Below are 14,782 nucleotides of genomic sequence, written 5' to 3'. Positions count from 1 at the left end.
ACGGGTTGCCTGCCGGGTTTCAAAGAGGCTGATTTTGTTTAATATCTACCAGTTTGGAAAAGCCTAAGCAGAATATAGCCGGCAAATGCATCCCAACCGCTTACCCCATCACCTACTATCTTCTATTCTCTCATTTTTGCAGACAAACTATATCAGCAAATCTTAAATTCGTTAAACCGAATCACACATCTCATTTAACATTATTTCAATCCATCGCCTCTTGTATGTGTTTATTAGAATCTGAACAATTGAATTCAGCTGATTTAAACCTACCGTAATCATAAATAAGAAAAGCGGCTCTAAATCAGTAAAAACAATTATTCAAATGTTAGCTGGCAGACGTTTGCTATTATTCAAAATTAAACATAAATATACAAAATGCCATAAAATTAGCGGAAAACATAAAAAAATCATACAAAAAAATATTTAATGACATATTTCACCAAAAAATGTAATTAATGATGAATATAAATAAAAAATGCATATAGCATGTACAAATTTGCTACAATTTATGCATAAATTCGCATAGATTTGCATTTACGTTAGAAAGAGGTTGAATTATGTTACAGCCCACCAATGCCAAAAATCATCAGAAAATTGTTCTGGTTGGTGCCGGTGCCGTAGGTTCCACATTTGCCTATGCAGCCACGCTGCAAGGTATCGGTCAGGAACTGGTGATTGTCGACGTAGCGCGGGATAAGGCGCATGGAGATGCAAAAGATATTGCAGATGCATTACTCTTTACTTACCCCAAAAACATTTACGCCGGCAATTACAGCGACGCCGCCGATGCTGATATTGTTGTGATTACCGCCGGTGCAGCGCAAAAGCCAGGTGAAAGCCGTCTGGATCTGGTTAACCGTAATTTGCATATTATCAAAAGTATTGTTACACATGTCGTCGAATCCGGTTTTAACGGCATCTTTCTAGTGGCTTCCAATCCCGTGGATATCCTTACCTATGCCACATGGAAACTGTCAGGTTTTCCGGCCGAGCGTGTAATCGGTTCTGGTACCTCACTGGATTCAGCCCGCTTGTGCAAATATGTTGGCTATCTTCTCAATGTTGATCCGCGTACCGTAAGCGGTTACATACTGGGAGAACATGGCGACACCGAATTTCCGGCATGGTCACATCTGAGTGTTGGTGGCCTGACAATGGAAGAGTGGATTAAAGGCGATCCACGCTTTACCGAAGCAGACCTTGATATTATTGCCGACCGCGTGGTCAATGCAGCCTACGACATTATCCGTCTCAAAGGGGCTACTTATTATGGAGTAGGTGCTGCACTGGCGCGTATATGTCGGGCGCTGTTGGATGATGAAAACACCATACTACCGGTTTCCGTCTATCTCAATGGCCAGTATGGTGTCAAAGACATGTATATCGGCACCCCAGCAGTGCTTGACCGTCACGGTGTGCGTCAGGTTATAGAAATTCCCCTAAACGAAAAAGAGCAAAGTCTGATGAGTGCCTCCGCCAGCCATCTGGATGAAGTGATGCGCAATGCCTTTCCCGAAATCGGTATTGAGCGTTAAAACAGACAGTCATAAAACAATCCAGATTCCTCTTCTCAAGGCAGCCTGTGGGCTGCCTTTTTATATATGCTTGCCGATTCTAACTAAATAAGTGCCATTTCTTTCTCAAACTTCCCAGTGCTTGCTAGTATGGCCGGATGGAATTCTACCGCCAAATAATTACATTAATCATCACCTTACTGAGCACAAACCATGACCATCCCTCTATCTCCCGAATTGTTGCAATCGTTAAATAAGCTGTCGCCAACGCAGCTGGCGTGGCTCTCTGGCTATACATGGGCACAAAGCCAGCAGACAGTTACCACCTCCTCTGCTACGGCGACCGCAGCCGCCATCAACAGCACAGCACCAATAGCGCGCAACGTACGGGTATTGTCTGCATCACAAACCGGTAATGCTCGCCGCGTGGCTGAAAACCTGCAACTGAAACTAGAAGCAGCCGGTATCAGTGCGACCCTAACTGCTTGCGGCGATTACAAAAACAAACAACTGGTCAGTGAAGACATTCTTCTACTTGTCACCTCCACACAGGGCGAGGGCGAGCCGCCGGAAGAAGCTTTGCCGTTGTATAAATACCTATCTGGTAAAAAAGCACCTGTGCTGAATCAGCTTCACTTTGCCGTGCTAGGCCTAGGTGACAGCAGCTATCCGCAATTTTGCCAGTGTGGCAAGGATTTTGACCAACTACTGGCACAGCTTGGTGGCGAGCGTCTGGCCGAACGGGTAGATTGTGACGTTGACTACCAGAGCAGTGCAGCCGCGTGGCAGGACACAATTGTTGCCATCATCAGTGAGCTGAACACCACTCAGGCTGGCGAAAATACAGAGGTTCAGCAAAGCGTTGTAGCCGCTCAGACCGCGGTATTCACTCGAGCTGCGCCTTTTACTGCCAGCCTGAGCCTGCGTCAACGTATTACTACCCCCAATGCCAATAAAGATGTCGAACACGTCGAAATAGATCTCAGTGGCTCCGGTATCCACTATCAACCTGGGGATGCGCTGGGCGTGTACTATCAGAACGCAGACACACTGGTAGACAAAATTTTGCAACATACACAGGTCGATAAAGCAGCATCAGTACGGCTGAGCGATGGTCGCGAAATACCCGTTGCACAGGCATTACAGCAGGAGCTCGACATTACCCAAAACACACCAGCGCTGGTTCAGGCCTATGCGCAGCAGATACAGAATACAGAGCTTAATGAAATCATTGCTGATGCCGAGGCACTCAGACAGCTGATTGCCACCACCCCGCCGGTGAGTCTGCTGGCTACCTACCCCCATGTACTCAGCGCACAAGCACTGCACGACCTGTTTCGTCCACTGACCCCGCGCCTGTATTCCATTGCTTCCAGTCAGGACGAAGTTGGCGAAGAAGTCCATTTAACGGTCGGCGTGGTACGCTTCAGCCAACGAGGGCAGCAATACACCGGCGGTGCCTCCGGTTTTCTGGGAGAACACTTGCAAGAGGGCGAACCTGTACGCGTATTTATCGAAGAAAACCACCGCTTCCGCTTACCTGAAGATAGCGCTACGCCTATTATCATGATTGCCGCCGGCACCGGTATCGCACCATTCCGTGCATTTATGCAGCAGCGCGACGCTGACGGTGCCAGTGGCGACAACTGGCTGTTTTTTGGGAATCAGAAATTTACCGATGATTTCCTTTATCAGGCTGAATGGCTGCAATACCGCAAAAACGGATTGCTGACACGTTACGATTTCGCATGGAGCCGGCAGGCTAATGAAAAAATCTATGTGCAGCACAAACTGCGTGAACAAGCCGCCGATATCTGGGCATGGCTGCAACGCGGAGCACATATCTATGTGTGTGGCGATGCCACTAAAATGGCGCGAGATGTAGAGCAAGCGCTCTTAGACATTGTGTCAGCACAAGGGCAGCTTAGCACCGAAGACGCCGATGAATACCTGAGTGAACTTAGACAAGAGCAGCGATATCAGCGCGATGTCTATTGAAACTTGCATCATTCTGGTAATAAAAATTCAACTATCCTAATCAAACCCGTTAATATGTCGTGGTAGCCAACCATATTACTGGGCAGTATTATGCTTTATTCATACCAGATGTATGTCTGGATACTGGGATTATTATTACTATCTTGGATACTGTTCGGTTCACGGCTGTTTGCTTTTATGGATGCAGCCGAAGACCGGCGCGTTGAACGGTTGGATGGCCTACGCTTTATACTGGCATTTAGCGTCGCTATGCACCATTTTGTTTATAGTTACCATTATCTACATGGTCAACCATGGACACCAGCGGTATTTAGCCATAATCAGCTCAATCTCCGTATGGGTCCTTTCGGCGTCAGCTTATTTTTTATGCTTTCAGGCTACCTGTTTGCCCGAAGCAGTCCGGCTTCATGGCTGACGTTTTACCGCAAGCGCTTCCTGCGCATCGCCCCGCTGTTTTATCTGTCCTCCGCCTGTTGCGTACTGCTGGCACTGTATCTGCAACGGCACACATTCGTCAGCCGCGATATGCTGCTAAACCTATATTACTGGTTTGATGCCGGCATCAGCGGCAGCAAACCCGCCCTGTTTGGCATGCAGGATGCGCGCCTAATAAACGCTGGTGTAGCATGGAGCTTATACTGGGAATGGGCTTTCTATTTCTCCCTGCCATTGTGGTGTCTCCTACGCCAGAAAACTGGTCTGTTACCATTGGCATTGGTTGCCTTATTTATCTCAGCTTATGGACTTGCTGCATTCAATGTACAAAAAGCATATTTTATTGCCTGCTTTGCCGTCGGCGTACTTGCCAGAGCGGTGTCCGACACCGTACAAGCACCCAAAAAAATGTGTGATTACGGGAGTGTGTTTATTCTGCTGCTGATTTTTAGTATCACAAATGGCCTCTACCAAATCAGCTTTCTCCCCTTGTATGGATTACTGTTTATCCTCATCGCGTTGGGTGGTGATCTATTCGGATTATTGCGATTAAAAGCCTTTGTGCGGCTGGGTGATGCAAGCTACAGCATTTATCTGCTGCACGGAATAGGTTGGTTTTGTCTGAATAAAACCATTCAGCTTAATACAATTAACTTGAGTCAGACCGAATACACTTTATTGGCTACAGTGGTATTGGTAAGTGTATTAATTATCTGCACACTCACTTATCAGTATATTGAAAAACCTTTTATGGCCTTAGGCCGGCGTAAATCGCCGTGGTTGAAACAATAAAGTTCTTACACCAATAAACAAACCGTCCGAAATAGCTTAACTATTTCGGACGGTTTGTTTTTATAAAGTCGCAGGAATTGTCTACACGTATTAATTATCCCTATGCTGACTATCAGAATTTTGCAAAGTATCGTGCACATGCTGCTCCGCACTATGTGCATCATATGGCGTGTCTGTAGCTGCATTATTGCGTGGATCGAGCTCAGCGGTCATCGGCCCCACATTACCCGATACCGGTACATAAACACTGCGCTGGGAAACCGGTACAGAGGGCTGCATAAACGCGTAAATTGCCAGTAAAGCAGCCATAATTGCATAAACGCTATAAAAACCGAAATGGTTAAATAGCTGCATCATTGTACCCAGAAGCAATGGTGCCACCAATGAACCCAGACCATACACAAACAGCAGGCAGCGGTTAACTTCCACCGTATTCATATTGGCTGGCAGTACATCATTGGCTCGTGCAAGCCCCAGAGCATACATGGGAAAGCCACTGCAACCGATGGCCAGCGCAATCAAACATTGTGCCCAGATATTGCCTGGTAGAATGAGTAACAGCATCATGCCACTGATTGCTGCTGTTGTGGCGACACAGGCGCAGCCGAAAATGGTGCGCGGACGGCCAAATTTATTTGAGAGCCACGCAATAAATAGCTGAATCGTGAAGCCGCCCACCATTGCTGAGCCCAGAAAAAGAGAAACCTTAGGCAAACTGTAGCCCAGTTTCAGCATAAAAACCGAGCCCATGGTAAAAAAGCCATTGATGAATATGCCGGCCATAAAGCAGGCTATCCACGCCAGCGGTACGATCGATAGCACATGCGGTAGACTAATCCGCTCTCGCTTTGGAATCTCCGGCTGCTTCATTCTGGTTAGCCCTACCGGCAGCGTCGCCGCTATCACCAATATTGCTGCCAGCGTAAAGATGTTATTACTGGACATATTCAGACTCAGCAGCAAGACACTGGTAGCAGAAGAAATGTAATACACCACTTCATATAAGGCCAGTATCTTAGCGCGTGTCTGTGGCACACTACGCGCCGTAAACCAGCTTTCCACCACCATCAGCAAACTGTAATGACAAAACCCCAATACAGCACGCAGCACACCCCACATCCACAGCTGTTCCACCATCAGATGGGCGAGGGCGGCAATGGCAAACAGCGCACCAAAAACACTGAAGCTGCGAATATGACCAACACGCGAAATAATACGGTGGGAGACAATGGCGGATATAGTACCACCAATAAAAAAGCCAGCATTCAGCACCCCAATGGTGATATTACTGACTCCCATCTGGGACAGTTTCACCCCAGCCGAATTCAGAAACAGCCCGTAACCGGAAAACAGAAAAAAAATCGAACCGTACAAAGACAGAAACTGACGTGTATGCATGCTGATACCGAAAATTAAACAATTGCCAAGCCTGACATAAAACAGCTGTCAGTGTAAAGCTTGTTGCAAGCAGAATAAACGTTAAATTAACAGACAATGTAATGACCGCTCATACACCAGCCCCTGCTACAGCATGTATCACGCCTGAAGTTTAACCGCGCTTAATAATCGTTAGCATCGGCTGTAAGCAGTCTTAGTATGCAAACAAAAACCTAATTTTTCAAATACAGACAAACAGATACCGCCTGATGGCCATTTATGTTTAGTAAATCAGGGCAATCGTGTCTAATACCTAATTTTTTCCCATTTGTGATCACTAGGTTCGCTCCATCAGCGCGAAAGTAAAACCATAATTTTGCGTTTTGTTGTTCTTATTACATATGTCTGACACTGGACAAAGATACAATAATTAATAAAGCAGCAAAGCAGATAATAAAAGGGTAAACGCAGTAGATTGAGTTAGTGAATCTGAAAGCTATCAGCACCCGACCCACACGATTTGCCAATCCGTACTCAACAGTGACAGCATTGGTAATAAATGATTAGCCGGTACATGGCTGCTAGAGAAAAAGTAGCCAGAGCAAAAAATTTAGAAAGATACAAGGGCACATCAGACAACCGATAAGCCGGGTTCTGTCGTGGACAGTCATTCATCTGGGCGACACATTACTGTGCCGCTCAAGCAACCTACCCGAATGCTCGGCGAGCAGCGTCAGCGCATTCTGTTTGGTCTTGCTCCGAATGGGGTTTGGCCTGCTACACGTTGTTACCAACGGCACGGTGCGCTCTTACCGCACCATTTCACCCTTACCTGTGCTATGAAACATAGCCATCGGCGGTTATGCTTTCTGTTCCACTTTCCGTCGCCTCATGGCGCCCGGCTGTTAGCCGGCATTCTGCTCTGCGGAGCCCGGACTTTCCTCCATGCACTTAAAAGTACACAGCGACTGTCTGGTATGCTGATGTGCCGGCGCGATTTTAACACAAACCCTCAAAGCTGATTTATATTTCAGATTATGTATAATGATTTCATTCATCATTATTCCTGCCGTCCCCGCAGCGTGTACCGCCGCTTTGGCACCATTATGCAGAAAGTTTATGCAGTATGTTACTGAACCGATTCTTCAGCTGGTTTGAAAACCGCATTGATGCATACCCTGAAACCTTGCCGCAGCCGCCAAAAAAAGGTGTACTGCCATTTATCTGGAGCTGTCTAGAAGGCGCGCGGCTGTGGCTACTGGTGATGGTTATAATGACCATAGGTACTGGGATACTAGAAGCACTGGTGTTTCGCTTTCTCGGCACCGTTATCGATTGGCTGGGGGCGTATGCACCGGCCAGATTGTGGCCGGAAAAAGGCCACGAACTGCTGCTAATGGCAGCGGTCATGGTGTTCAGCATATTCTGGTCTTTCCTATCTTCCAACGTACAGTTTCAGACGCTTCAGGGTGCCTTTCCGATGCGCCTGCGCTGGAATTTTCATCGTCTGATGCTTGGCCAAAGCATGGGTTTTTATCAAGACGAATTTGCCGGACGCGTGTCAGCTAAAGTGATGCAAACGGCCTTGGCGGTGCGCGACACTGTGATGTCAGTAGCCAATATGCTGGTGTATGTGCTGGTGTATTTCGTCACCAGCGGCATCATACTGGCCGGTATGGACGGTTGGCTGTTGCTACCCTTTATCATGTGGATTGTGCTGTTTGTACTGGTATTGCGCTTTCTGATTCCGCGCCTATCCAAAACGGCACAGCAGCAGGCAGATGCACGCAGCCTGATGACCGGACGCATCACCGATGCCTATACTAACATTGCCACCGTGAAACTGTTTTCTCACAGCGCGCGTGAAGCAGCTTATGCCAAAGCTTCCATGCAGGAGTTTCTGGTTACAGTGAATGCTCAGATGAGGCTGGCAACTTTGCTAGACAGCCTGAGTACCGCCATCAATATTTTATTGGTGGTCAGCTCAGCTGGTCTGGGCATCTGGCTATGGATAAACGGGCAAGTGGGAGTCGGCGCCATTGCCACCGCTACGGCTATGGCCTCACGCATCAATGGGCTGTCACGCTGGGTAATGTGGGAAAGTGCGCGCCTGTTTGAAAACATTGGTACCGTTGAAGACGGCATGAACATCTTATCCCGTCCTCATGCCATAGTCGACAAACCTAAAGCTTTGCCATTAAAAGTAAACCACGGCGCCATTGATTTTGAGCATGTCAGCTTTGCCTACAGTGCTGACAAACCCCTATTAAACGATTTTAATCTGCACATCCGCGCAGGCGAAAAAGTCGGTCTGGTCGGACGTAGTGGTGCAGGTAAAACCACACTTACTAACCTGTTACTGCGGTTTTATGACGTGCAGAGTGGGCGCATTTTAATAGACGGGCAGGATATCCGCGATGTCACACAAGACAGTTTGCGTGCTGCACTAGGGCTCGTTACACAGGATACATCGTTGCTGCACCGTTCCGTGCGGGACAATATTGTCTATGGCCGCCCTGATGCTTCTGAATCAGCCATGCAGCAGGCGGCACAGCAGGCCGCTGCAGACGGCTTTATTCCGGCTCTGAGCGATGCCCGAGGACGACATGGCTATGATGCACACGTCGGAGAGCGTGGTGTGAAACTGTCCGGTGGCCAACGTCAGCGCATTGCTATTGCGCGGGTGATTTTAAAAGATGCGCCGATTCTGCTGTTAGATGAAGCCACCAGCGCCCTAGATTCAGAAGTAGAAGCCGCAATTCAGGAAAACCTGACCCGTCTGATGCAGGGCAAAACTGTAGTGGCTATTGCCCATCGCCTATCAACCATTGCCGCCATGGATCGACTGATTGTCATGGACAAAGGACAGATAGTCGAGCAAGGCACCCATAGCGAGCTGCTGGCTCGAAACGGTGTTTATGCCATGTTGTGGCAGCGCCAGAGCGGCGGTTTTTTGCCTGAGAACTAAATATAACCAGTGCACCACAACTCTTTTCGTTAACATATAACTGTTCTACAATGGCTGCAATTGATTTTGAATAATTAACGCTATAACAAGGAGAAGTCGTATGGATGTCCATACACAGTCACAACTGATTCAAACATTACAGGGGATAGTTGGTAACGAGCACACCCTTACTGATCCTGCGCACACCTTGCCATACCGGCAGGGTATTCGGTTTGGTGTGGGCAATGCGTTAGCCGTCGTGCTTCCGGGCACACTGGTTGAACAGTGGCGTGTGTTAAAAGCCTGTGTCGAAGCCGATGTAATTGTTATAACCCAATCTGCCAATACCGGGCTCACCGGTGGTTCCACACCGGATGGCAACGATTACGACCGGCCAATTGTGATAGTCAGCACCCGTCGGCTGGATGGTATTCAGGTGATTGAAAATGGTGAACAAGTCGTGTGTCTGCCTGGCAGTACCCTCTACCGGCTGGAAAAAGAACTGAAAAAATACCAGCGCGGCCCGCATTCAGTGATTGGTTCATCCTGTATCGGAGCTTCAGTAATGGGTGGCGTCTGCAATAACTCTGGCGGTTCGCTTATTCAGCGTGGCCCCGCTTATACCCAGATGGCGGTTTTCGCCCAGCTAGATGAAAACAGCCAGCTACATCTGGTTAATCACCTTGGCATAGAGCTGGGAGACGATCCCGAAACCATTCTGACTAATCTGCAAAACCGCCATTACACCGAAAAAGATATCAAACGCGATGCAGGTATGGGGCATGACCACGACTACCGTAACCACGTACGCGAAATTGATGCCGACACACCAGCGCGCTTTAACGCCGATCCTGCGCGCCACTATGAAGCTTCCGGCAGTGCCGGTCGTCTTATGGTTTTTGCCGTACGTCTGGATACATTCCCACTGGAAAAAAACTCTGCCGTATTCTACATCGGCAGTAATGATACTCATGAGCTAGACGACATCCGTCGCCATATTCTCGGTACCTTTAAAAATCTGCCGGTATCCGGCGAATACATGCACCGCGAAGCTTTTGATATCGCTGCTGTATACGGCAAAGACATATTTGTAGCCATCCAGAAATTCGGTACCGATGCGATGCCGCGTCTGTTTGCCTTCAAGAATTTCGTCGACCGCACCATGGCCAAAATTCCGTTTTTTCCCAAGAATTTCTCTGACCATTTTGCCGTATTCATCTGTAAATTCCTGCCCCAGCACTTACCGCAGTCCATCCGCGATTATCGAGACCGTTATGAGCATCACCTAATATTGAAAATGGCAGATGAAGGCATTGCCGAAGCTGAAGCATTTTTAAAAAACTTTTTTGAGCAGAAAAGCGGCAGCTATTTCCGCTGTAACGAAAAAGAAGCAGAAGCTGCCATGCTGCATCGTTTTGCCGCGGCTGGCGCCGCTACTACCTACCGCAATGTGCACAGCGATACCGTAGAAAACATTGTTGCACTGGATGTGGCTTTGCGCCGCAATGATACAGAATGGTTTGAAACCTTACCTGACAGCATCAATCAGCACTTTATCCATAAAATGTACTACGGCCACTTCTTCTGCCATGTATTCCATCAGGATTACATCGCCAAAAAAGGAACCGACTGCAATAAAGTTGAAGACGAAATGCTGGTACTGCTGGATCAACGTGGTGCACAATATCCGGCCGAACACAATGTCGGACACCTGTATCATGCCAAGCCGGAATTAAAAAAATTCTATCGTCAACTCGATCCAACCAACAGCTTCAATCCCGGTATCGGCAAAACCTCGAAAAAGAAATACTGGGCGTAAACTTTTCCCCTCTCAGCCACCGGCCGACAATATCGGACGGTGGTTTTTTTTCAGCCGCGAAACTGGTTGCCATATTCTGCACATATTTATGAATGTTATTCATAAGCCTATAAACATCACAACACTTAATCCGCACATACACACAGAGTAAGCTGCGTCAAACGACATCTTTGGTTTAACAGACATAAAGGAAAGAAACATGCAGCAACGTTATCTCGGTAAAAACAGGCTAGCCGTATCTGCTCTGGGGCTAGGGTGTATGGGATTAAGTCATGGCTACGGACCAGCTACAGACATTCCTCAAGCCATCGAGCTGATTCGGGCTGCCGTGGCACAAGGTGTCACTTTCTTCGATACCGCCGAAGTTTACGGACCGTATCTCAACGAAGAGCTAGTGGGGCAAGCATTAAAACCTTATCGTCAGCAAGTGGTGATTGCCACCAAATTCGGTTTCACATATGGAGACGACAACAAACAGCAAATACTAAACAGTCATCCTGAAACCATACGCAAGACCGTAGAAGGTTCCTTGAGGCGCCTACAGACAGATGTTATCGATCTGCTGTATCAGCATCGCGTTGATCCAGATGTACCGATTGAAGATGTGGCCGGAACAGTCAAAGATTTGATTGCAGAAGGTAAAGTAAAACATTTTGGCATGTCTGAGGCCGGTGCCGCCACTATTCGCCGTGCTCATGCCATACAACCGCTTACCGCCCTGCAAAGCGAGTACTCCATGTGGTGGCGGGAGCCGGAAAAAGAAATCATCCCCCTACTGGAAGAGCTTGGCATAGGTCTGGTGCCATTCAGTCCACTTGGTAAAGGTTTCCTGACCGGTACCATCAATGCTTCCACTGTATTCAGTGCCGATGATTTCCGCCGGCGTGTACCCCGTTTTGCTCCAGAAGCACTGGCCGCTAATGAAAAACTTGCCGCTCTGGTACAGAAACTGGCACAGGCTCATCAGGCCACCGCTGCCCAGATTGCACTGGCCTGGCTGCTGGCACAAAAACCATGGATTGTTCCGATACCGGGCACCACCAAACAAGAGCGTTTGAAAGAAAATCTGGGTGCTGCTGATATTCAGTTGTCTGCAACAGACATAGCTGATATCAATCAGGCGCTTAATCAAATTGCCGTAGTTGGTGACCGGTATCTTCCCGAGCAACAAGCTCGAGTAGGACGCTGACCCACCAACCAAATAAGGAGCATCGCCGCTCCTTATTTTGTCAGCCGTAAAGCATCAATCATCAGCGCAAAGGCCCGTGGATGCCTCTGCCGGCTCGGATAATACAAGTAATAACCAGGAAAAACTGGGCAATAGTCTTTCAGTACCTGAATCAGCTCACCATTAGCCACCATCTGCGATACCATATCATCCGGCACATAAGCCACCCCAAATCCGGATAATGTTGCATCAATGCGTTCCGGTAGCTGATTAAAAGTAAGCTGGCCGTTTACCTTAACCCGCATCGGCCGGCCATCCTGAATAAATTCCCACTGGTATAACTTATTGGCGCTAGGTAAACGCACATTGATACACTGATGGTGCTGCAAATCAGCCGGTGTAGCGGGCATTCCATGTTTCTCAAAATATTCAGCCGTCGCCACCACAGCAAAGCGTATATCATCACTCAGCCTCACCGCCACCATATCTTTATCAACACTCTCCCCTAAACGCACTCCAGCATCAAAACCATTCTGCACAATATCCACAAACTGATTATCAATAAACAGTTCTACATTAATCTGTGGATACTGCTTCAAAAACGGTTTCAGTCTCGGCCACAGCACACTGTGAGCAGCATGTTCACTGACAGACAGTCGAATATAGCCACTAGGTGTACCATTTTGTTCAACCAGACTTTGCAAAGTCTGCTCCAACTCATCTAAGCGCGGTTGCAGACTAGCAATAATCTGTGCACCCAGAGCTGTAGGCGCCACACTGCGAGTTGTCCGCGTTAAAAGACGAATCTGTAATTTTTGCTCCAGCACCTTAATCGCATGGCTAAGCGCAGACTGCGAAATACCCAGCTTACTTGCCGCGCGGGTAAAACTTCTTTCTTCGGCAATGGTTAATAAATATTGAAATTCATTGAAATGTTCTTTAAGTATTTCCATTTCTCACCCTGCATAGCGCACATTTTATTTTTTAAATATTGATAAACAGAAACCACAAACAGCGCACACGCGCATCTACAGCATTAGTAAATCATCCAGCGGCGATAAAAACCGTTCAAAAATAAAAAGCCTTTGCCGCCTAAAGAAGCTTTGAACCGGCTAAGTTCTGAAACAGCAAGCGCATACACTTAAAATCCGTGTACAATACCCGCAGCCACAGCCTGCCGCAGCAGGCTGTTAATTTATCATATCAGGCCAGCACTGTTGTGACAGGATAAACATACCTGTATGCAGACGTAGTCATCTGCTCTACGGTGCACACCAATTAGGACGACTCAACAATGGAAAGCCAAAGCAACATCAGCGAGCTGGAGCGCCTGCATCTGGATACCGACCACATCTGTGCGCTTGTAGCGACCCTGTTACCGGTTGCTGAGCATATTCATTCTCCCACCCAGTCCTATTTACAGACTCCGGAACAAAAACAGGCTCTGAACGAGCTAATAGACGCCCTGCATGAGCTTCATCCGGCGGACATGGCTACCTTGCTCGAATCTCTACCATTACAGGAGCGTATGCTGGTATGGCGGTTGGCTACCCCGACAGAAGACGGCGAAGTATTACTCGAAGTATCGGATCCAGTACGCGAAACTCTGATTGAAAACATGGCGCAGCAGGAGCTGTTGGCCGCGGTTGGCAATCTGGACGCCGACGAGCTGGCCGAACTGGCACCCGATTTACCTAAAGAAGTTGTTTACGAAGCCTTAAGTAGTCGCGATGAAGAAGAGCGGGCACAAATTACCTCAGCCATGTCGTTCGAAGACAATCAGGTCGGCGCCCTCATGGATTTTGAGCTGGTCAGCATCCGCGCAGATGTGACCTGTGAAGTGGTACTACGCTATCTTCGGCGCTTTGAACGCCTGCCCGACCATACCGACAAAATCTTCGTAGTCGATAACTATGATGTCCTACAAGGCGTCCTGCCCATACGTAGTCTGCTGGTTGCTGACCCTGATTTACTCGTATCCAGCGTCATGGCCGATGATGTGGTAACTTTTCGTCCAGAAGATGATGCCGAAGAAGCCGCTGCCGCGTTTGAACGTTACGATTTGGTTACCGCACCTGTGGTAGACAACAACCTTAAACTTATCGGCCGCATCACCGTAGATGAAATGGTAGACGTTATTCGCGAAGAATCCGAAAACGACATGCTGAACATGGCCGGTTTGCGCGAAGAAGAAGACCTGTTTGCCCCCGTTATCGACTCCGTCAGAAACCGCTGGATATGGCTAGCTGTTAACCTATGTACCGCTTTTATCGCCAGCCGTGTGATTGGCATGTTTGAAAATTCAATTGAAAAAATCGTTGCACTGGCTACCCTCATGCCGATAGTAGCCGGCATAGGCGGCAATTCCGGCAATCAGACCATCACCATGATTGTGCGTGCCATGACTTCCGGCCAGATAAGCAACAGTCAGGCGTGGCGGCTGCTGCGTAAAGAAGAGGGCGTCGCACTAGTAAACGGCCTGATATGGGGTTCAGTAATGGGGCTCGTGTCCTATTTTCTCTATCACAGCATCGGTATAGGACTGGTGATGGTAGCGGCAATGACGCTGAATTTGTTACTGGCAGCCACCGTTGGAGTACTAATTCCAGTGTGTATGCAGAAATCCGGCCGTGATCCCGCGCTTGGTAGCAGCGTGCTGATTACCGCAGTTACCGATTCCGGCGGGTTTTTTATCTTCTTGGGGCTGGCAACCTTATTCTTGTTGTAAA

Annotated in this window: 9 protein-coding genes and 1 other RNA gene; 7 read left to right on the top strand and 3 right to left on the bottom strand. The window is 48.1% G+C overall.

The features are described from left to right. Nucleotides 1–560: 560 nt before the first annotated feature. The 3 genes from J3U75_RS05410 (at nt 561) to J3U75_RS05400 (ending at nt 4,742) form a co-directional block, all read left to right on the top strand. Nucleotides 561–1,538 carry an L-lactate dehydrogenase gene (locus J3U75_RS05410; RefSeq protein ID WP_267390912.1) on the top strand — a complete coding sequence of 326 codons (978 nt, stop codon included), beginning with the start codon at nt 561–563 and terminating at the stop codon, nt 1,536–1,538. A gap of 192 nt (nt 1,539–1,730) precedes the next feature. Next, nucleotides 1,731–3,515 carry an assimilatory sulfite reductase (NADPH) flavoprotein subunit gene (locus J3U75_RS05405; RefSeq protein ID WP_267390911.1) on the top strand — a complete coding sequence of 595 codons (1,785 nt, stop codon included), beginning with the start codon at nt 1,731–1,733 and terminating at the stop codon, nt 3,513–3,515. Between the two features lie 90 nt (nt 3,516–3,605). Continuing rightward, nucleotides 3,606–4,742, top strand: coding sequence for an acyltransferase family protein (locus J3U75_RS05400; RefSeq protein WP_267390910.1), 1,137 nt, complete (start codon nt 3,606–3,608; stop codon nt 4,740–4,742). 90 nt (nt 4,743–4,832) lie between these two features. Here J3U75_RS05400 and J3U75_RS05395 read toward each other — a convergent pair whose 3' ends face one another. Both J3U75_RS05395 and rnpB read right to left on the bottom strand, forming a co-directional pair. Continuing rightward, nucleotides 4,833–6,140: an MFS transporter gene (locus J3U75_RS05395; protein ID WP_267390909.1), complete on the bottom strand. Its 1,308-nt coding sequence runs from the start codon at nt 6,138–6,140 to the stop codon at nt 4,833–4,835. A 606-nt stretch (nt 6,141–6,746) separates the two neighbouring features. Beyond that, nucleotides 6,747–7,103, bottom strand: an RNA gene (gene rnpB / locus J3U75_RS05390) — RNase P RNA component class A. Between the two features lie 142 nt (nt 7,104–7,245). Between rnpB and J3U75_RS05385 the strand changes: the two genes are divergently transcribed. The 3 genes from J3U75_RS05385 to J3U75_RS05375 all read left to right on the top strand — a co-directional run bounded on the left by J3U75_RS05385 (nt 7,246) and on the right by J3U75_RS05375 (nt 12,074). After that, a complete protein-coding gene (locus J3U75_RS05385; protein ID WP_267390908.1) occupies nt 7,246–9,087 on the top strand; it encodes an ABC transporter ATP-binding protein in 1,842 nt (613 codons plus the stop codon). 100 nt (nt 9,088–9,187) lie between these two features. Continuing rightward, nucleotides 9,188–10,885 (top strand): D-lactate dehydrogenase, encoded by a 1,698-nt coding sequence (gene dld / locus J3U75_RS05380; RefSeq protein WP_267390907.1) that lies wholly within the window; start codon nt 9,188–9,190, stop codon nt 10,883–10,885. 199 nt (nt 10,886–11,084) lie between these two features. After that, on the top strand, nt 11,085–12,074 hold the full coding sequence (locus J3U75_RS05375) for an aldo/keto reductase (protein WP_267390906.1): 990 nt from the start codon (nt 11,085–11,087) through the stop codon (nt 12,072–12,074). 32 nt (nt 12,075–12,106) lie between these two features. Here J3U75_RS05375 and J3U75_RS05370 read toward each other — a convergent pair whose 3' ends face one another. Continuing rightward, on the bottom strand, nt 12,107–13,006 hold the full coding sequence (locus J3U75_RS05370) for a LysR family transcriptional regulator (RefSeq protein WP_267390905.1): 900 nt from the start codon (nt 13,004–13,006) through the stop codon (nt 12,107–12,109). A gap of 341 nt (nt 13,007–13,347) precedes the next feature. Between J3U75_RS05370 and mgtE the strand changes: the two genes are divergently transcribed. Then, a complete protein-coding gene (gene mgtE / locus J3U75_RS05365; RefSeq protein WP_267390904.1) occupies nt 13,348–14,781 on the top strand; it encodes a magnesium transporter in 1,434 nt (477 codons plus the stop codon). The last annotated feature ends 1 nt before the right edge of the window (nt 14,782 follow it).

Source organism: Snodgrassella sp. B3088, assembly GCF_026535815.1.
Taxonomy (GTDB): Bacteria; Pseudomonadota; Gammaproteobacteria; order Burkholderiales; family Neisseriaceae; genus Snodgrassella; species Snodgrassella alvi_E.
The sequence above is the reverse complement of the archived record's forward strand: the minus strand, read 5'-3'. Positions and strand labels throughout refer to the sequence as shown.

Coding starts and splice junctions, on each gene's coding strand:
- J3U75_RS05410 (WP_267390912.1), top strand. CDS start 561: ATGTTACAGCCCACCAATGCCAAAAATCATCAGAAAATTGTTCTGGTT.
- J3U75_RS05405 (WP_267390911.1), top strand. CDS start 1,731: ATGACCATCCCTCTATCTCCCGAATTGTTGCAATCGTTAAATAAGCTG.
- J3U75_RS05400 (WP_267390910.1), top strand. CDS start 3,606: ATGCTTTATTCATACCAGATGTATGTCTGGATACTGGGATTATTATTA.
- J3U75_RS05395 (WP_267390909.1), bottom strand. CDS start 6,140: ATGCATACACGTCAGTTTCTGTCTTTGTACGGTTCGATTTTTTTTCTG.
- J3U75_RS05385 (WP_267390908.1), top strand. CDS start 7,246: ATGTTACTGAACCGATTCTTCAGCTGGTTTGAAAACCGCATTGATGCA.
- dld (WP_267390907.1), top strand. CDS start 9,188: ATGGATGTCCATACACAGTCACAACTGATTCAAACATTACAGGGGATA.
- J3U75_RS05375 (WP_267390906.1), top strand. CDS start 11,085: ATGCAGCAACGTTATCTCGGTAAAAACAGGCTAGCCGTATCTGCTCTG.
- J3U75_RS05370 (WP_267390905.1), bottom strand. CDS start 13,006: ATGGAAATACTTAAAGAACATTTCAATGAATTTCAATATTTATTAACC.
- mgtE (WP_267390904.1), top strand. CDS start 13,348: ATGGAAAGCCAAAGCAACATCAGCGAGCTGGAGCGCCTGCATCTGGAT.